The 17,373-nt window shown below is 67.8% G+C and carries 13 protein-coding genes and 1 riboswitch; of the genes, 7 read left to right on the top strand and 6 right to left on the bottom strand.

Annotated elements, in window-relative coordinates:
• Nucleotides 1-53: 53 nt before the first annotated feature.
• Both U9979_RS16110 and U9979_RS16105 read right to left on the bottom strand, forming a co-directional pair.
• On the bottom strand, nt 54-1,085 hold the full coding sequence (locus U9979_RS16110; protein ID WP_322766957.1) for a magnesium and cobalt transport protein CorA: 1,032 nt from the start codon (nt 1,083-1,085) through the stop codon (nt 54-56).
• A 414-nt stretch (nt 1,086-1,499) separates the two neighbouring features.
• Nucleotides 1,500-1,667: riboswitch (M-box (ykoK) riboswitch) on the bottom strand.
• Nucleotides 1,668-1,797: 130 nt separating this feature from the next.
• The gene (locus U9979_RS16105; RefSeq protein ID WP_322780030.1) at nt 1,798-2,262 is read right to left on the bottom strand and encodes a hypothetical protein; all 465 of its coding nucleotides are present in this window, start codon (nt 2,260-2,262) and stop codon (nt 1,798-1,800) included.
• A 116-nt stretch (nt 2,263-2,378) separates the two neighbouring features.
• Here U9979_RS16105 and U9979_RS16100 point away from each other — a divergent pair, with 116 nt between their 5' ends.
• A complete protein-coding gene (locus tag U9979_RS16100) occupies nt 2,379-3,053 on the top strand; it encodes an O-methyltransferase (RefSeq protein ID WP_322780029.1) in 675 nt (224 codons plus the stop codon).
• Nucleotides 3,054-3,147: 94 nt separating this feature from the next.
• Here U9979_RS16100 and U9979_RS16095 read toward each other — a convergent pair whose 3' ends face one another.
• Entirely contained in the window at nt 3,148-4,905 is a 1,758-nt protein-coding gene (locus tag U9979_RS16095; RefSeq protein ID WP_322780028.1) for a DivIVA domain-containing protein, read from the bottom strand.
• A 202-nt stretch (nt 4,906-5,107) separates the two neighbouring features.
• Between U9979_RS16095 and U9979_RS16090 the strand changes: the two genes are divergently transcribed.
• Nucleotides 5,108-5,737 carry a nucleotidyltransferase family protein gene (locus U9979_RS16090; RefSeq protein ID WP_322780027.1) on the top strand — a complete coding sequence of 210 codons (630 nt, stop codon included), beginning with the start codon at nt 5,108-5,110 and terminating at the stop codon, nt 5,735-5,737.
• Here U9979_RS16090 and U9979_RS16085 read toward each other — a convergent pair.
• The 3 genes from U9979_RS16085 to U9979_RS16075 all read right to left on the bottom strand — a co-directional run bounded on the left by U9979_RS16085 (nt 5,702) and on the right by U9979_RS16075 (nt 9,105).
• Nucleotides 5,702-6,205 carry a nuclear transport factor 2 family protein gene (locus tag U9979_RS16085; protein ID WP_322780026.1) on the bottom strand — a complete coding sequence of 168 codons (504 nt, stop codon included), beginning with the start codon at nt 6,203-6,205 and terminating at the stop codon, nt 5,702-5,704. The genes U9979_RS16090 and U9979_RS16085 overlap by 36 nt on opposite strands.
• Nucleotides 6,206-6,268: 63 nt before the next feature.
• Nucleotides 6,269-7,765 carry a sulfite exporter TauE/SafE family protein gene (locus U9979_RS16080; protein ID WP_322780025.1) on the bottom strand — a complete coding sequence of 499 codons (1,497 nt, stop codon included), beginning with the start codon at nt 7,763-7,765 and terminating at the stop codon, nt 6,269-6,271.
• Nucleotides 7,765-9,105 (bottom strand): tetratricopeptide repeat protein, encoded by a 1,341-nt coding sequence (locus tag U9979_RS16075; protein ID WP_322780024.1) that lies wholly within the window; start codon nt 9,103-9,105, stop codon nt 7,765-7,767. Before U9979_RS16075 ends, U9979_RS16080 begins: the two co-directional genes overlap by 1 nt.
• A gap of 191 nt (nt 9,106-9,296) precedes the next feature.
• Between U9979_RS16075 and U9979_RS16070 the strand changes: the two genes are divergently transcribed.
• The 5 genes from U9979_RS16070 to U9979_RS16050 all read left to right on the top strand — a co-directional run bounded on the left by U9979_RS16070 (nt 9,297) and on the right by U9979_RS16050 (nt 17,340).
• Nucleotides 9,297-10,754 (top strand): DUF4331 domain-containing protein, encoded by a 1,458-nt coding sequence (locus U9979_RS16070; protein ID WP_322780023.1) that lies wholly within the window; start codon nt 9,297-9,299, stop codon nt 10,752-10,754.
• A 104-nt stretch (nt 10,755-10,858) separates the two neighbouring features.
• Nucleotides 10,859-11,305, top strand: coding sequence for a hypothetical protein (locus U9979_RS16065; protein ID WP_322749236.1), 447 nt, complete (start codon nt 10,859-10,861; stop codon nt 11,303-11,305).
• 398 nt (nt 11,306-11,703) lie between these two features.
• Nucleotides 11,704-14,475 (top strand): helix-turn-helix transcriptional regulator, encoded by a 2,772-nt coding sequence (locus U9979_RS16060; protein ID WP_322780022.1) that lies wholly within the window; start codon nt 11,704-11,706, stop codon nt 14,473-14,475.
• A 99-nt stretch (nt 14,476-14,574) separates the two neighbouring features.
• Nucleotides 14,575-14,775, top strand: coding sequence for a hypothetical protein (locus tag U9979_RS16055; RefSeq protein ID WP_322780021.1), 201 nt, complete (start codon nt 14,575-14,577; stop codon nt 14,773-14,775).
• A 96-nt stretch (nt 14,776-14,871) separates the two neighbouring features.
• Nucleotides 14,872-17,340, top strand: coding sequence for an ATP-binding cassette domain-containing protein (locus U9979_RS16050; protein WP_322780020.1), 2,469 nt, complete (start codon nt 14,872-14,874; stop codon nt 17,338-17,340).
• The last annotated feature ends 33 nt before the right edge of the window (nt 17,341-17,373 follow it).

The raw sequence follows: 17,373 nt of genomic DNA, 5'->3' as shown, positions 1-17,373 counted from the left end.
ATGACAACGTGTTCAGGCGGGAGTTCAGACAGGACAGGCGGGCGCCGGTGTGGTCACAGCCATCGCCGGCTGCGGAAGATCGTGTAGAGCATGACGCAGACGCCGACCATGAGCGCCATCGCGAAGGGGTATCCATACGCCCAGCGCAGTTCCGGCATGTCGCTGAAGTTCATCCCGTACACCGTGCCGACCAGGGTCGGCGCGAACAGGATCGCCGCCCATGCGGAGATCTTCTTGACTTCCTCGTTCTGCTCCAGACTCGCCTCGGTCAGGATCTTCATCTCTTCGTTCTGGCGCTGCCCGACCAGTGCGGCGTTCACGGTGAGGATGTTCACCAGCAGCTGCCGGAAGCCCTCGATGCGCTCCACGACCTGGACGACATGATCGGATACGTCACGCAGGTACTGCTGCAGCTCGGCGTCGACGCCGTACTTCACAAATCCCGACGCCAACGCGGCCAGCATCCCAAGGAGCGGCTTGGTGGCCCGCTGGAACTCGATGACCTCCCGGGACAGCTCATAGATCCGCCGGCTCACCTCGGGGTCCCCGCGGAACACCTCGGTCTCGATCTCGTCGATATCGTTTTCCAGCCCCGCCACCACCGGCGCATAGTCGTCCACGACCCGGTCGAGGATGGCGTAGAGCACCGCCTCCGGCCCCCGGGCGAGCAACTCCGGATCGGACTCCATCCGCCGCCGTACCTTCGGCAGGTCCGGGGCGTCACCATGACGCACAGTGATCACATAGTCATCACCGACGAAGACGTGCAGCTCGAAGAACTCGACTTCTTCGCGGGTGTCGTTGTAGCGCGCCGCACGCAGGACCACGAACAGGGTCGTGCCGTACCGCTCCAGTTTCGGTCGCTGATGCGCCTGTACGGCGTCCTCGACCGCGAGCTCGTGCAGATCGAACTCGTTCGCGATCGAGGCGATCTCGCGCCGGTCCGGACGGACCAGGCCGATCCACGCGAGGTCCTGCTTGTGTTCGTCATGGCGCTCACGCAGGAGTTGATAGGTCTCACCCAACGAGTTCGGCCGCGCAAAACGCCGACCCTCGGTGTAGAACGCGTTCTCCATCACGGTCATCACGCCAGCTCCTCGAGGGGCTTACGGGCCGTGCCGGTAGGCGCCGCCGGGCTCACAGCGGCGTTCGGAGCACTCGTTGATCCAGCGCGCCTACCGGAGCAGCCCATGAGTCATGGCTTGCACTCCAGTCCACCCGCATGGACGAACAGGGCGCAGCGCCCTCGCCGACGCGAACCAGAGCCCGGCGGCGATGTCGGTCGTACAGAGGTATGCCGTACAGGTACAGGTACGGGTACGGGTACGGGGACCGGACTCAGGCGGCGGGGGTCGCCGAGCCAGCCAAGGACAGGCACGGACTATGGCCGGGACTCATCCCGCCACCTCCTTTCACCGCCGGGCGCCCGTGGGCACACTTCACCTGCGCAGACAGTGATCGCACGAATCGTGCCCAGCCCAGCACCGGACCACGTGCGGAACACCCCTCCTCGTCAGAGCTTTGGCACTGCACGGCGTAATCCCAACCAGGAAGCCACCTGGGCCCACCCCTTAGCTCGGGGAGAGCTGTCCTGACCCGGGGCGTCTCTCGACGTTCGGGGTCAGTGGCCTGTGTCCGTGCAGACGCCTCACCGAACGAGGTGCCGCATCCCAAGCGTGCCGCCCGAAACGGTGCCCTGTCAAACCGCCGGCGGGTGATATTGCTCCGGACATGCCCCAACCTACACCTTCCATACCGAAAGGGTAGCTCATGTTACTTTAAGTAGTTTTTTGACTCTCAGGAGCCGGGTCCGAACGCGGGTCGCCCAGCCTGCTCACGCTCGGACGCCTTCATCCGGGCCTCGTAGACATGTCGCCGGCCACCGGTCAGCGCGTCCCGGACCATCCGCTCGGACTCCACGAATGTTCGGAAGTAGCCGTCGTCATACTCCTCGACCACCTGGAAGGTCCACCGGCCGTCGAGGACGTTCCGCCCGAACAGGTCCCGACGCACCCGGTCGGCTATGTCAGCGTGCCCGGCGTTCTCCAGCTCCGCCAACGCCGACCCGAGCATGAGATCGGCACGACCGGACATCTGGTGGAACGCGTAGAGATGGCCTCTCGCCCGTTCCACCCACTCCAACGCCTCGCTGATCTTTCCAACCGCGTAAACGGTGTCGCCGGCCAGCTCCGGGGCGGTGCGGTCGGCGCTCTGCGGGATCGGCGCCGGGGCCGGGGCCGGGGTCCGGGGGTTCGTTCTCACACCCCGCAATTGCCCGGCATACACCCGGGCGACACGGCATCCCCAGCGGAAAGCTGAAGGTCAACAACAACGATCCGAGAAGATGCGGTTGCAGATAGGAGTAGTAGCCTGCCTGTATGGCCAATTTTGACCGTGCGGCCGATTCACCGATCCTCGCACGCGGCATCCAGCCCTACATCGCAATCCACAGCTCACCGCCGGAGGAGCTCCTCGTCGATCTCGCCGAGGAAACCCGACGGACGTTCTGTGATGCGGCCCGTATGCAGATCGGCGCCGAGCTCGGCACACTGCTGACCATGCTGACAGCGAGCACGGGGGCACACCGGGCGATCGAGGTCGGCACGTTCACCGGATACTCCTCGGTCTGCATCGCCCGTGGGCTGCCCGCCGACGGACAGCTGCTCTGCTGTGACGTGAACGAGGACTGGACCTCGCTCGCGCGTGAGTACTGGAAGCGCGCCGGCCTGGACGGCCGGATCGAGCTACGGCTCGGCCCGGCCGCGACCACCATCGCCGCGCTGCCCGCCGAGCCCAGCTATGACATCGCCTTCATCGACGCGGACAAGACCTCCTACCAGACGTACTTCGACCTGCTGGTGCCGCGGATGCGCGTGGGTGGGCTGATCGTCGCCGACAACGTGCTGCAGGGTGGCGATGTCGTGGATGCGGCAAGCCAGGAGGTGAACGTCCGGGCGATCCGGGCATTCAACCAGGCCGTGGTCGCCGATAATCGGGTTCAGGCCGTTCTGCTGGCGGTTTCGGACGGTCTGACAATCGCCCGAAAGCTCTGACCTACCACGCGATACCGGGCCGGCAACGGCGGCGCGACCATGGCCTGCCATGCCGCGCCGCCCTCGCTCCCGATCACCGCAGCCACACCGGCACTCAATCGGACCTGACGACCAGATAATCCTGGACGCGGGCGAACTCGCGCTCCAGAAAATCGAGGAAATCGTCGACCTCGTACTCCCGGTAGCCCCCGTAAAACCGCGTCGTATCGAACTTGACAGCACTGATGTCGGCCGGCGCGAGGCATGCGGGAAACGAACCGGGATCCCGCTGCCGGCCGTCTCCGGTGGATTTCACCAGAGCGTGCATGACGGCCAGATCCTGCGCCACCCGGTCGAGGAAGTCATTAACCTGATCAACCTTGTAGCCAACACCGAGCTGCGTCCGGGTAAACAATTTTCCCGCCACCTCCGGACCGGTTATACCAGCGTGGTAGGAAAGACCGCGCACACCGGTCCGGCCGGCACTCGACACCGCGGACATAAATTTCTGGAGGTTTGCGAACTCCCGCGCGACAACGCTGAGGAAGTCATCGACCTCCTGTTCGCAGTAGCCACTCAGAAACCTCGTCGGGTTGAAGGTCGTCGAGCTGATCTCCGTCGGGGTCACGCGCAGGACGAGTTCGCTCGGATCCGGTCGGTAGCCGCTCTCGACCGAGAGCACAAGTGTGTGCAGGCGATGCAACTCCGCGGCAGTCCGGTCGAGGAAGGCGTCAACACCGACCATGGTGTAGCCGGTGCGCAGGCGGGTGGCGCTGAACGCCTTCATGCTGAGGTCGTTGGATGTCACGATCGGCCGGTAGACGGGATGGCGGGAACCGCGTTCACCGCCCGCCTGCGAAAGCGGCGACTGTGGCTGCATTCCGCGCCGTACCGGCGGGGCCTGCGCCACTCCAGCGGGCGCCACCCGAGCTGATGCCGTCGGATCCGACGTCGGCGGAGCTGACACCGTGGGAGCCGGCGCTTGCTGCGGCACCGACACCCGGGACGGCCGTGGCTGGATAGGCAGCGGGATGGTCTGCCCCGGCTGAAGCTGCCGCGGCACCTGCACGACACCGCTTCGCTGCGCAGTATCACTGTTATACCGGCTGATGCCGTCATACCGTCCGATAATATCGTAACGGGCGGTATCGTCATGATACGCACTATCATCAGGCGTGATGTCATGGTGCGCGATGTCATAATGCATATTGTCATCGTGCGTGATGTCATCGTGCGCATTGTCATCGTACGCGATGTCATAATGCGCATTGTCATCGTGCGCATTGTCATCGTGCGCGATGTCATAATGCGCAATACCGTCCGGCCAGAGAATCGCCGGACGGACAAGAGCGTCCAGCGGCACGCTGATCCGTCCAGCGAGGTCTGCCGCCCAGCGCTCGACCGGCACCGCCGCCGGTGATTCGCCGCCCGGGGGTGGCCAGTGCATGGACACCCGATGCGCGACCGCCCGTGCCAACAGGTCGGTCGTACCGCCGGCAATCAGGTCGAGTTCCTTCGACCACCGGACGGCGACAACGAGGTCGGGACGGGCCAGCTGCCGTTCGATCTGGAGGAAACGCTCCAGCTCATGCCGGCACTGGGCATTCCGGAAAAAAGCAGGGGTCATGACCGCTATGAGGATGGCCGCGGCGTTCGCGGGGTCCGCCGTACCAGCAATCCGCTCGTGCCAGAGCTCACCCCAGCGGGGATCCCGGCGATCACAGAAAACTCGGAACGAAGAGTGACCCGTTCGGGTTCGGATGTCATCCTCGAGCGCGGCCGCGAGCTCCGCCAGGGAAGCACCGTGCCGCGCATGGTCCGCGTCGGCGTAGCTGAGGAAGGCGACCGGCGCCGAACCAGGCTGGCTGGGCACACGGACCTCCCGCGCACTGCCGCGCGGAAACGCACTGATCAGGGACCTTTTCACCGTTCCTGACCATATAGTCGGCAGCCGAATCCGACGATGTGATCCAGAAAATGACACCCGAATATAGCCGAAGAAGAATTAGATAGATAATCATGAAGATATATACTAACTGCAATGAAATCGGATGCGGTGCCATAGGATGGCATTCATGGTGGGGGCCTCGGCGGGCGGTGTGGGCGGGCTCGTCCTGGCGGCCGGGGCCGGGCGCCGCTTCGGCGGTCCCAAAGCCCTGGCCACGCTGGACGGCGAACCGCTGGTCGAGCGGGCGGCTCGGCTGCTCGCAGCCGGCGGCTGTGCGCCGGTCTTCGTGGTGCTCGGAGCAGCCGCGGCCGAGGTCACCAGATCCGCGACGTTGCCAGGAGCGCAGGTCGTCCTCGCCCCGGGCTGGGCCGAAGGGATGGGGAGCTCGCTTCGGCGCGGGCTCGATGCGGTTGCCGACACCGCCCTCGACGCGGTGATCATTGCGCTCGTCGACCAGCCCCTGATCGGCCCGCAGGCCGTACGCCGGCTGCTCGACGCCCACGCGTCCGGCGCGGTCGCGGCGGTCGCCACCTACGGCGGGCAACCGCGTAATCCTGTGTTGTTACGGCGTGAGACCTGGGCCGAGGTGTGCGCCCACGCCCGCGGTGATGTGGGCGCGCGCGCCTGGCTGCACGCCAACCCCAACCGCGTCGTCACGGTGGCGTGCGACGGAACCGGCTCCCCCGACGACATCGACACACCGGCGGATCTCGCCCGCCTGTCAGCCGCGACTGCCCCCGATGGCCGTGGCCGATGATGGGGATCGGGCCGGCCGTCGGTTCAGCTGGAACAGCCGGTGCCGGATGCGCCACCCGTCCGGTGTGCGGACGACCGCGTCGGTGTACTGGCCGGAACTGGCACGCCGGTCGGGCAGGACGCCGAGGACACGGCTGTGCAGCACCGGCTCGCCGCCGTCCTCGGTCACATAGATGTTGGTGATGTGGTGGGCGAGCGGATGGTCCGCGCCGTCCATGTGATGCCGGATGGCGTCGAGCCCGTCGAGCCGCGGAGCGTCGACGTCAGTGAGATCGAAAACCGCATCCGCGGCGAAGACGTACGCCAGACCCGGCCAGTCCCGGGCGTCGATGAGATCTCCGTACCGCGCTGCGATCTCATGCAGTGCCAACCTGTCCGCGGTCCCGATGCCCACTGCGTCGATGCCCACTGCGTCGATGCCCACTGCGTCGATGCCCACTGCCTCGATGCCCGTTACGTCGCTGCCCACTAGACCCGTCCTTGTCCCATGCGCCGGTCACGATGCCCGAAGCCATTGTGGTGCAACGGGTTGTCAGATGCCGAACTGGACCCCCGCGCGCAGCACAATGATCGCCCCGGCCACGACGATGACACCCGCGGTGGCCACCGGGGTCCAGCGGGCGGCCACACCGGTGAGCCTCGGAGCGGCGGCGCTGGCCCGTCGCAACAGCGGACGGTGCGCCCGGTCCAGCAGAATGCCGATGCTGACCAACGCCACGGCCATACCTACGCCGTAGGCGAAGACCAACACGACGCCGAACCAGGCGCGTCCGAGTGCGACGGCGCCCAGCAGTACGACGACCGCGGTCGGAGTCGGGACGAGACCGCCGGCGAACCCCATCGCAAGCAGGCCACGCAGTTTCGGCGGCCCCTCGGGGAGGGCATGGGTGTGCAGGCGACCACCATGCGTGTGCGTGTGCTCATGGTGATGCTCATGGTCACCCGCATGGTCATGGTCACCCGCATGGTCATGGTGCGCATGGCCGGCCCGGCGAGGCGTGAGCCGGCTGCGCAGCAGCGTGACGCCGAGGCTCACCATCAGCGTGCCGCTGGCAATGCCGAGCCACGGGTACAACCGTTCCGGGGCAAGGTTCGTCGACACCGACAGCGCCACCCCCAGCAGCAGCACGCCGAGCGTGTGGGTCACGGTCACCGCCAGCGCCATCAGGGCGAGGTCCCGACGGGACGCCCGGTTGCCGGCGATCCGGGCCGCCATCACCGTCTTGCCGTGCCCGGGAGCGAACGCGTGGACCGCACCGAGCCCGACCGCCAGCACGACGGCCAGCAGGCCCATGCCGAACGAGAGCGTGCGGCGCCCGACCAACGCGGTGAAACGCCCGGTGAGCCCGCTCGACCCGGCTGGGCGCACAGCGGAACTCTGGTTGCCGTCGAGGGGGTCGAGGACCGGCGGTCCGCCTGGCTTTGCCCGCAGTGTCGCGCTGCTGACGTCGGACGGGCTGGACAGCGGGTCCGACGGATACGAGGCGAGCAGCCCACTCGGCGACCGGGTGGGAACGTCACTGGCGACAAGGGTGGTCCGATCACCCAACGCCACGGTCTCCCGCCAACCCACCCGGTCGGTGTAGGCCCGCAGCGTGTACCCGACCGATGCGGGGGTGGCGCCGGTCTCGACCGCGTACCGGCAGACCAGCCGCAGCAGCGACAGGCCGCCCGCCCCCGGTGGGAAGCTCAGGGTGCCCGCGGTCGGCGTGAGTGGGCGGACCCGGCCGTCCACGGTCAGGTCGGCCTGGCCCGCGATACGCCCGCATTCCTGCTCCCGCCAGGTCGTGGCGCCGACAGCGTCGATCGCCGGACGGGTCTGGGTGGTCGGGATCTCGGCCATGTCGACGATGACGTCGACGAGCACCCGGTCCGGCTGCACCCGCAGCACGCTGGAGGTGTTCACGGTGTAGTTACCCAGCGGATGAGCCGATGCCGCTCCCGCCGACAGGCCGACGATCATCAGTGCGATCACCGCGACGGCCGACCAGCGCCATGGGCCGCGCCGGCCCGGCCGCGTCGTCGCCATCACCGGCCGCCGGCAAGGGTGGCCAGCAGCGTCGCGGCGCGTGGGGCGTGCAGCGGGGAGAAGTACGGGTTCGTGGCGAGCGCGGTCCGCAGGTCTGCCGCTGCCGCGTCCCGCTGCCCGAGCGACGCCTCGATCACGCCGAGGTGGTAGCGCAGAAGTGCACGCTGGGTACCGAGCGCAACCGCGGCGCGTGCGTGGACAAGGGCCTCGGAGTCCCGGCCGAGCTGGTGCAGTGCCCAGGCGTCGGCGTCCTGGACGAATATCCCGACGCGGGTCCTGATCTGCAGATCAGTGGTCGCGAACGCGGCGGCCGGGTCCCCGTGGTCGGCCTCGAACAGGGCCAGGTCCACGCCGACGTCCACCCGCTGCGTGCGGAACAGCTCAGCGGTGGTTCGCGCCAGTGAATACTGGGTCCGCGCCTCGTCTCCCCGGCCCACCGACTCCAGCAGTTCCCCATACTCGATGACCAGCGCCGGCGTCGGCATTCGGGTCACCACGCTCTGGTAGTCGGCCAGTGCGGTCTCGATCTGGCCGCGGGCCGCGGCCACCCGGGCCCGCCCGCCGAGCAACGTTGCCGAGGACGGATCTCTTTCCAGGCCCCGGCGGTAGGCATCGTCGGCACCGTCACGATCACCGCTGTTCCACGCGAGCTCGCCGAGGTGGAACAGGGCGAACGCGGCATCCGACGGGGATGTCGCGTCGGCGAGCACGCGCTCCATGGCGTTGCGGGCATCGGCGACGTCGCCCTGCAGCTCGAACGCGTAGGACACCCGGGCCAGTGAGGCGACATCCGGCCGCAGGTCGACCGTGTGCTGGACAGCCTCCCAGGCCTGCGGGTAGCGGCCGAGCTCGATCAGCGCGTCCGCGCGTATCCCGGTGGCGGTCGCACTGTACGGATTGATCGCTATCGCCGCGTCGGCGAGCCGCAGCGCCTCGACGAAGTCGTGGCGGGCCGCCGCCAGCGCCGCCTGCCCGGCCAGCGCGGCGTCATTGTCATCCGGTCGGATCGCGAGCGAGCGGGCCAGCGCGGTCTCGGCCCGCGGGTAGTAGGTCGGGTCGCCGGTGACCCTGGCCCGCTCGACGTAGGTGGTGCCAAGCGCCGCCCAGGCCGTCCAGTCGCCGGGAACGAGACCCAGGTGCCGTTGGAGATCGCTGACGCCCCGGGTCGACACGTCCTGCGGTGCGGGCCCGGTGGCCCCCGGTGCCGGCGCCCCGGATGCCGGCACCCGCGGATCAGTGCCCCCGAGCACGCCGGTGGGGATCAGCGTCGCTCCCGCCAGCAGAGCGACCGCGGCCGTCACCACCGCCCCGATCATCGTGGCGGCTTGTCGTTTCCTCATCTGGGTTCCCTCCCGGTGGCGGGCCTGCACAGTGCTGTTCGCAGCAGGCCGGCCTCCGGATGGGAGGAACCATGTCGGGTTTCTGACACCCGGCCGGTCATTGATACCCATCCGAACGGCCGCGGCGCACGAACAAGGGATGTCGCGACCGGCAGTTGGGCCGGTCCCTTCATCATCCCGAGGGGAAAATCATGATTGAACCGGATTCCACCGGGGGGGCACGTCGCCCCCGGGCCGGATCACGGACCCGGCCGGCACGGCGCGGGATCGCCGGCATCGCCGGCATCGCCGCGGTGACACTCGGCGTCGGTAGCGCGCTCGTGGCGCTGAGCCCGGCGGCGTCGATGGCCTCCAGCCACCGCGAGGCACCGCTGGTCGCCGCCGACCCGGCCATCGACAACACCGACACCTACGCGTTCGTCAGCCCGGACGACAAGAACTCGGTGACGTTGGTCGCCAACTGGATCCCGTTCGAGGACCCCAACGGCGGACCGAACTTCTACCCGTTCGCCAATGACGCCCAGTACGACATCAACATCGACAACGACGGGGACGCCAAGCCGGACATCACCTACCGGTGGACGTTCTCCAGCTCGTACAAGAACCCGAACACCTTCCTGTACAACACCGGTGTCGTCACGTCGCTGGACGACCCTGACCTGAACTTCACCCAGACCTACCGGCTGGAGGTGGTCAGCAAGGGCCGCTCCACGGTGCTGGCCGACAAGGTGCCGGTGGCACCGTCCAACGTCGGCAAGACGTCCATGCCGAACTACGCCGCCCTGCGCAACCAGGCGGTCAAGCCCCTGCCCAGCGGGCTCACGACGTTCGCCGGCCAGGCCGACGACCCGTTCTTCCTGGATCTGCACGTGTTCGACCTGCTCTACGGCGGCAACCTGTCCGAGATCGGCAAGGACACCCTCGCCGGCTACAACGTCAACTCGATCGCGCTGAAGGTACCGGCCTCGTTGCTGGCCCTCAAGGGCGACGCCGGCCGCAACCCGGTGGTCGGGGTGTGGAGCACCACCCAGCGGCGCAGCACCACCATGGTGTCCCCGACCAACAGCTCCGGCCGGGCGATGGGCTTCGGGCAGTGGTCGCAGGTCTCGCGCCTGGGCTCACCGCTGGTGAACGAGGTCATCATCCCGGTCGGCCAGAAGGACCGGTTCAACGCCTCGACACCGTCGCGGGACGCCCAGTTCCTCAACTACGTCACCGACCCCGAGCTGGCCCGTCTCTTCCAGACCTTCTACAAGATCCCGGCACCGAAGACTCCGCGTAACGACCTCGTCGCGGTGTTCCTCACCGGTATCAGCAAGGCGAACCTCGGCGTCGACCTCACCTCACCGACCCTGAACGCCGACGCCGACCCCAAGGACATCGCCCCGTCCGAGGAGCTCCGGCTCAACATGTCCGTTCCACCCACGGCAAGCCCGAACCGCCTGGGCGTGGTCGGCGGTGACGCCGCCGGCTTCCCGAACGGGCGGCGCCTGACCGACGACGTCGTCGACGTCGAGCTCCAGGCCGTCGAAGGTGTCCTGCTGCCGGGCACACCGGACGCCGTCAAGGGGCTGGGGGACGCCGTGAACGCCAACAACATCCCCTTCCTGGGCACGTTCCCGTACCTCGCCCTGCCGAACTCACGCTGACGCTGAAACACGGCTGACGCTGAAACACGGCTGACGCTGAAACCACGGCTGACGCTGAAACCACGGCTGACGCTCGGAAATGACCCACGGGGAGGAGGACCGCAATGATGCTGCGCACACCACCGTCGATCAGGATGGCCGCAGCCGCCGCAGTGTTGGCCGTGGCCGGGCTCGCGGCCGGCTGCGGGGGCGGCGGCGGGGGCGGCGGCGGGACCACCGCCACCAAGCCGCTCCCGGCAGTCGAGACGTTCCAGGCCGGCGCCTGCCGGGATGCGGCGTCCGGGCTGGTCGACACCCTGCGCATCGCGCGTCGGGGCAATGACAAACCCGACGGCATCAAACTCGTCGCGACCGACCTGATCGACCCGCAGGAGAAGCTCTACGACCAGATCCCGACCGCGGGCGAGTTCGCCCCGGACATCGAAAAGATCACAACCGCGATCGGCTTCCTCCGGCTGCGGGTCGACACCAGTACCTACGAGCCGAAATTACTGACCGAGGTGACGACAACGACCGAAGCGCTGGTCAACCGCTGTACCTCCAGCCGCTGATCGTCAGTTAGCACCCCGGGGACATCGGCCTCCGGGTGTGCGAGAAAAACCATGATCGCACACCCTTTGGCCCTCAGGCCGGGATCGGGGTGGGGCGCGAGCACCGCTCCCCACCCCGATCGCACGACGTTTCCCAAGCCGAGTTTCCCCAGCCGATTCTTTCGATTCACCCGGGGTCTACCGGGCGCGTTCGTCGAATTACGCCGGAATCACCCGCCGGCCGGGAACACGGTATATATGATGACAAGCGGCCGGTGGGCGAGCCGCCCGCCAGCCCCGCCAGCCCCGCCGGACCCGCACCGCGTCGGATAGATGACTCCCCGGGTGGCGGCGTGGCGCCGGTGAATATCATCCCCTGGAGTGGACTGCCAATGTCACCCGGCGGATGGGCGTGAAACATGAGTGGGGGCGGGCCCGGTAGCGCCGTCAATGACAATCTCGGCCATCCCGACGGATTTGTCGCGCGACAATCGGAGCTGAGCTTCCTCGGTGCCAGGTTGGCGGACGCGCGGAACGGTGCGCTCACGGTTGTCGCGGTAACCGGCGAGCAGGGTGTCGGCAAGACCACGCTCGTACGCCGGTTCCTCGAGGGGCTCGCCGACGACACGCGAACGCTGGTCGCCAGCGGCGACGAGGCCGAGTCGACGCTGGCCTTCGCAACCATCGCCCAGCTCCTCAGCGGTGTCGACGAACCGCTCGTAGCGCCGAATCTCACCGCGTCGGACGGCAGCGCGCAGGACCCGCTGCGGGTGGGAGCCGCCCTGGTGGCGCTGGCCGGCCAGATGCTCACCGAGTGCGCAACCCTGGTCATCGTCATCGACGACATTCAATGGGCCGACACCGCTTCCCAGCGGGCTCTGGCGTTCGCTTTACGCCGGCTGCGCTCAGACTCCATTCTATGTCTGCTGGTCATGCCGACCACACCCGCGGTGGCACTCACCGACGGGTTGCTGCGTTTTCTCGCCGAACGGGGAACGCCACTGCGCGTGCGCGGGCTGGACCCGTCTGACCTGCGCGAACTGTCTCGGCTGGTGTCCGGCAGCCCGATGTCGACCCACGCGGCCGAACGTATCTTCCAGTTGACCGACGGCAATCCGCTGCACGCCCGCGCGTTGCTGGAAGAGCTTTCCTCGGACGCGCTGGACAACGACGCCGAACCGTTACCGGCGCCACGCTCGTTCACGCTGGTCGTGCTCGGCCGGCTGGCTCAGTGCGCGCCCGAAGGTCGCTCGCTCACCATGGCGGCGGCGGTGCTCGGTCGGTCCTGCCAGCTGGTGGACGCGGCCAGGCTCGCGGAGATCAGGGCGCCGCTGCCCGCGCTCGAGCAGGCGGTCGCCTCGTCGCTGCTGATCGAGGAGACCACCAGGCTGGAACACCGGATCGCCTTCGCCCATCCGCTCGTACGGTCGGCAATCTATCATGATCTTGGACCGGCGCACCGGTCGGCCCTGCACCTGCGAGCCGCGCAGCTGGCCCATGACGACAGGGCCCGGCTGCGCCACCGGATAACGGCGACGATCGTTCCCGATCCGGACCTCGCGGCCGAAATCACCGTCGCGGCGGAGCGCCTGGCCGTCGAGGCCCGGTGGGCCGCCGCCGGCGACCTGATGCTGGACGCGGCACGGCTGACCCCGGATCGGCCCACCCAGGAACGGTTGTTCGTCGATGCCGTCGACTTCCTGCTCTACGCGGGCGAACTGGCCCGCGCGGGTCGCCAGACCGACCACGCCGGAGTCATCGAGGATCCGGCGCGGCGCAACTACCTGGCGGGACGCCTCGCGCTCGTACAGGGCGCCTACAAGGAGTCCACCGCCTACCTACGCGCCGCATGGACCGCGGTCGACCCCGCGGCGGACCCTGCCTTCGCGCGCACGATAGCCGAACAGACGGCGCTGACGCTGTCGTTCCAGGGCCTCAACCGCGAGGCCGCGATCTGGGGGTCCCGCGCCATGGGCATGGCGGGGACACCGGCGGTCCGGCCGTGGCAGCTGATCGACATACAGATCAGCGCGCTGATCGGATCCGGCCAGTTCGACACGGCCCGGGAACTCGCGGCATCCGTGCCGGAGCCCTACGCCAGGCAACGAGACGGGTTGTTCGGGCGGGGGTATGTCCTGCTGGCGTCCGACCGACTGGAAGCGGCGCGGGAGGCGTTCACCGTCACCGCCACCGCCTACCGCCAGCACGGATCGGTGGGTTACGCACTCGGGGCGCTCGCCTTCCTCTCCGATACCGAGTACCGACTCGGAGCATGGGACGACGCGGTCCTGCACGCCGAGCTCGCCGCATCGATCGCCGGCGACGCCGAACAGCACTGGATGCTGCCGCTGTGCCATGCGGTCGCCGCGGCGCCGCTGGCGGGCCGGGGCCTTGCGGCGGCCGCCGAACACCTGAAGATTCTGGACAACCCGGGATGGCCGCCGGACCACGCCACGCAGGGGCTCGCCGCCGCCACGCGCGCCAAACTCGCGCATGCCGCAGGGGACGCCGAAGGCGTTCTGGCCGCGCTGGGTTTCTTCACCACCATCACGGAGATGGCCGCGCCCGAGCCGGCCTGGATGGCGTGGCGACCGATGCACGCCGAGGCGCTGGCCGGCCTGGGCCGCCCCGGCGATGCCGACAGGAGTCTGCACCCGCTCGAGGAGGCCGCCGCCGCGGAGAAGCACCGTTCGGCGCTGGTGTCCTGCGCCCGGGCACGGGCGGCCATCGAGATCGCACGACGGCGGCCGGCAGCCGCCGAGGATGCCTACCGCGACGGTCTGGCACTGGCGGTGGACCAGCCGATCCCGTTCGAACGGGCGCTCCTCGAGCTGGGGCACGGCGTCTTCCTGCGCCGGTCCGGTCGGTCAGACGAGGCCACGGCCGCCCTCAGCGCGGCTCAGGCACGGTTCGAGGCACTCGGCGCGCGGCCCTACCTGCTCCGTTGCGACCGCGAACTCGCCGCCTGCGGGCAGGCGCCGGCACAGCCCCGGGGCACCGATCCGGTCGGTTCTCTCACCCCGCAGGAGCGGACGGTGACCCAGCTGGTCTGTACAGGTCTGTCCAACCGCGAGATCGCCGCCGAGCTGGTGCGCAGCGTCAAGACCATCGAATACCACCTCGGAAACGTGTACGCGAAGCTCGGCGTCCGGTCTCGCACCCAGCTGGCCGCGTATCTGCACGCCGGATGACGAAAACCTGGGGAAATCCCCGGGGACACCATTGCGTAATACGGCTACCGTCAACCATGTCGGCTCCGGGTGCAAGGCGGAGGGTGATGGCATTCCGTGATGGACGACACCGAAGGTGGCGAGACTGCCGCGGTAACCGTGCGGCTCGTCATGGAACTGGCCCCGGTCACCACCGACCGTATCGACGGGCGCATCCGTTTCGACGACGAGCGCATCGCGGAGTTCCACGGCTGGATGGATCTGATCCGCGTCCTGGAGGAGGCGATCGCGATGCACAGCCCGCCACCGGCCGATGGCTGACACCGCGGCCGGCCCATGCCCCCCGGCGAGCACGGGCGGTGCTCCGTCGGCGGATTCCCGACACGTTTTCAACGCATGGTTCCGAAGGGGTAGGACGTGCCTGTGACGCTGAGACTCGTCAGCGGAAGTCATGAGGCGACCGTGCCGACCGGTCGACCCTTTGTCGTCGGACGCGGCCGGGACGCCGATCTTGTCTTGGCGGATGCCCGGGTTTCGCGTGAGCATCTGGTAATCGAACCGGACGCTCAGGGTTGGACGGTTCGTGATGTGAGCTCCAACGGCACCTGGCTGGGCGGTCAGCGGGTGCGGCGGGTAGCTGTGGAACGTGAGATTCGGCTGCGCCTGGGCACGCCGACCGGCCCCGAGCTCACTGTTCTGCCCGTTCCCGTTCCCGTCCTACCCGTTCCCGCGGACTCCCCCGAGGTCGGCGGTGCGGATCGGGATCCGCACTCGCAGCTGCTGACCCTGCGGCCGGACGCCGCGGGTTATGAGCCCGGTCCGAAACTTCCGCGCTCTGACCACCTCGGCCACCCCGACGATTTTCTTCAGGTGGACAGCCTGGAGGGTGCGCACGAACGCCGCAACGTCCATCGACTGTTTCGTGGAACGTTGTCGATCGGGCGGTCCGGGGGTAACGACATCACGGTGGGAGACCTGCTCGCATCCCGGTGGCACGCCGAGCTCCTGATCGGCGACAGCGGGGTTGAGATCGTCGACCTGGGGTCGGCGAACGGGACATTCGTCAACGGTTCCCGCGTCACCAGGGCAGTTCTCGCCCAGCGTGACGTGATTGCCGTGGGACATCATCTCTTCCAGGTCGAGGGTGACCAGCTGGTCGAGTACCTGGACTCCGGTGATGTCACCTTCGAGGCCGACGGGCTGAGCGTGTTCGTCGGTGATACGCAGATCCTGCATTCGGTGAGTTTCCGGCTGCCGGGTCAGGCGCTGTTGGCCGTCATCGGTCCGAGCGGAGCCGGTAAGTCGACGTTGTTGAACGCACTGACCGGATTCCGACCGGCGGATCAGGGAACGGTCCGCTATGCCGGCCGGGACATGTACAACGAGTACGATGAACTGCGTCGCCGGATCGGTCATGTCCCGCAGGACGACCTGCTGCACACGACACTGACCGTGCGCAAAGCGCTTGATTACGGGGCGGAACTGCGCTTCCCGCCGGATACCACGAGGGCGGAGCGGCGGGCGCGGGCGGACGAGGTCCTGGCCGAACTGGGTCTGACGCATCGGGCGGGCCTACCGGTACAGAAGCTCTCCGGCGGCCAACGAAAGCGCACCAGCGTGGCGCTTGAACTCCTGACCCGGCCCACGCTGTTGTTCCTGGACGAACCGACGTCCGGTCTTGATCCAGGTCTGGACAAGAACGTGATGGGCTCTCTGCGGGGGCTGGCCGATGACGGGCGAACGGTCGTCGTCGTGACCCACAGCGTCGCGCAGCTTGATGTCTGCGATTATATTCTGGTACTCGCGAAGGGCGGGTATATCGCCTATTTTGGCCCGCCGCGGTATGCTCTGTCGTTTCTCGGGAAGAGCGTCTGGGCCGACGTCTTCGAAATGCTGGAGGAAACGCCCGGAGAGGTCCTGGCAGACCATTTCCGGGATTCGCGCTTCTACGTACCGGCATCGGTCACCGCGCCGCCCGCCCGACCTGTGCCGGCGGAGCTGCCAAGCGTCCGCCAGCAGTCGGTTCTGTTCCAGACAATAACTCTCAGCCGCCGCATGCTGAGTGTCATCGCCTCCGACCGCTCGTATCTCGGGCTCGTCATCGCTTTTCCGTTCCTGCTGGGCATCATGCCCCGGGTGGTGGGACGCAACCTGGACGTGCTTCCCAACCGGCCGAATCAGGACGCGCCGCTGATACTTCTGGTGATGGTGCTGTGCGCCTGTTTCATGGGGATGGCCAATTCGGTCCGAGAGATCGTCAAGGAACGGGCGATCTACCGGCGGGAACGGGCCATCGGATTATCCAGAACCGCCTATCTCGCGGCGAAGGTCGTCGTTCTCACGATGGTCACCGCGGTGCAGAGTGTCGTGTTCACGACGATCGGTATCCTCGGTCATGAACCACGCCACGCGGTGGTCCTCGGCTCCCCGCTGCTGGAACTCATCGTCGCGGTCACCGTGATCTCACTGTCGTCCGCAATGATCGGCCTGGTGATCTCGGCACTGGTGGACAACTCGGACAAGGCCATGCCACTGCTTGTGCTCATCACCATGTCACAGGTCATGTTCAGCGGCGGGCTCGTCGCGGTGCACGGCAAACGAGGGCTGGAGGAGATCAGTGCCCTCGCGCCCGCCCGGTGGGGTTTCGCGGCGGTCGCCTCGGCCGCCGATCTCAACAAGGTGCAGAAACGAGGAGACCCGCAGTTGAATCCGGACAGCATTGCCGACCCGCAGTGGGCACATACGGCGACCGTCTACCTCACCGACGTCCTCGCGTGCCTGACTCTCGGCATCCTCGCGGTGATCCTTACGGCGCTGTTGCTCCGGCGGATGGATCCGAAGATCGTGCACCGGAGATTCCGCCCGGCCTCCGTCGGCTCGCAATAGAATTCTCCCGGTCGGCCGTCACTCGAACTCGGC

The sequence above is a fragment of the Protofrankia sp. Cas4 genome (assembly GCF_963555915.1).
In the GTDB taxonomy this organism is placed as follows: Bacteria; Actinomycetota; Actinomycetes; order Frankiales; family Frankiaceae; genus Protofrankia.
The sequence above is the reverse complement of the archived record's forward strand: the minus strand, read 5'-3'. Positions and strand labels throughout refer to the sequence as shown.

What these genes read in the sequence shown, in the direction of transcription:
- U9979_RS16110 (WP_322766957.1), bottom strand. Translation starts at nt 1,085, where the DNA reads ATGACCGTGATGGAGAACGCGTTCTACACCGAGGGTCGGCGTTTTGCG.
- U9979_RS16100 (WP_322780029.1), top strand. Translation starts at nt 2,379, where the DNA reads ATGGCCAATTTTGACCGTGCGGCCGATTCACCGATCCTCGCACGCGGC.
- U9979_RS16090 (WP_322780027.1), top strand. Translation starts at nt 5,108, where the DNA reads ATGGTGGGGGCCTCGGCGGGCGGTGTGGGCGGGCTCGTCCTGGCGGCC.
- U9979_RS16080 (WP_322780025.1), bottom strand. Translation starts at nt 7,765, where the DNA reads ATGGCGACGACGCGGCCGGGCCGGCGCGGCCCATGGCGCTGGTCGGCC.
- U9979_RS16075 (WP_322780024.1), bottom strand. Translation starts at nt 9,105, where the DNA reads ATGAGGAAACGACAAGCCGCCACGATGATCGGGGCGGTGGTGACGGCC.
- U9979_RS16070 (WP_322780023.1), top strand. Translation starts at nt 9,297, where the DNA reads ATGATTGAACCGGATTCCACCGGGGGGGCACGTCGCCCCCGGGCCGGA.
- U9979_RS16065 (WP_322749236.1), top strand. Translation starts at nt 10,859, where the DNA reads ATGATGCTGCGCACACCACCGTCGATCAGGATGGCCGCAGCCGCCGCA.
- U9979_RS16060 (WP_322780022.1), top strand. Translation starts at nt 11,704, where the DNA reads ATGAGTGGGGGCGGGCCCGGTAGCGCCGTCAATGACAATCTCGGCCAT.
- U9979_RS16055 (WP_322780021.1), top strand. Translation starts at nt 14,575, where the DNA reads ATGGACGACACCGAAGGTGGCGAGACTGCCGCGGTAACCGTGCGGCTC.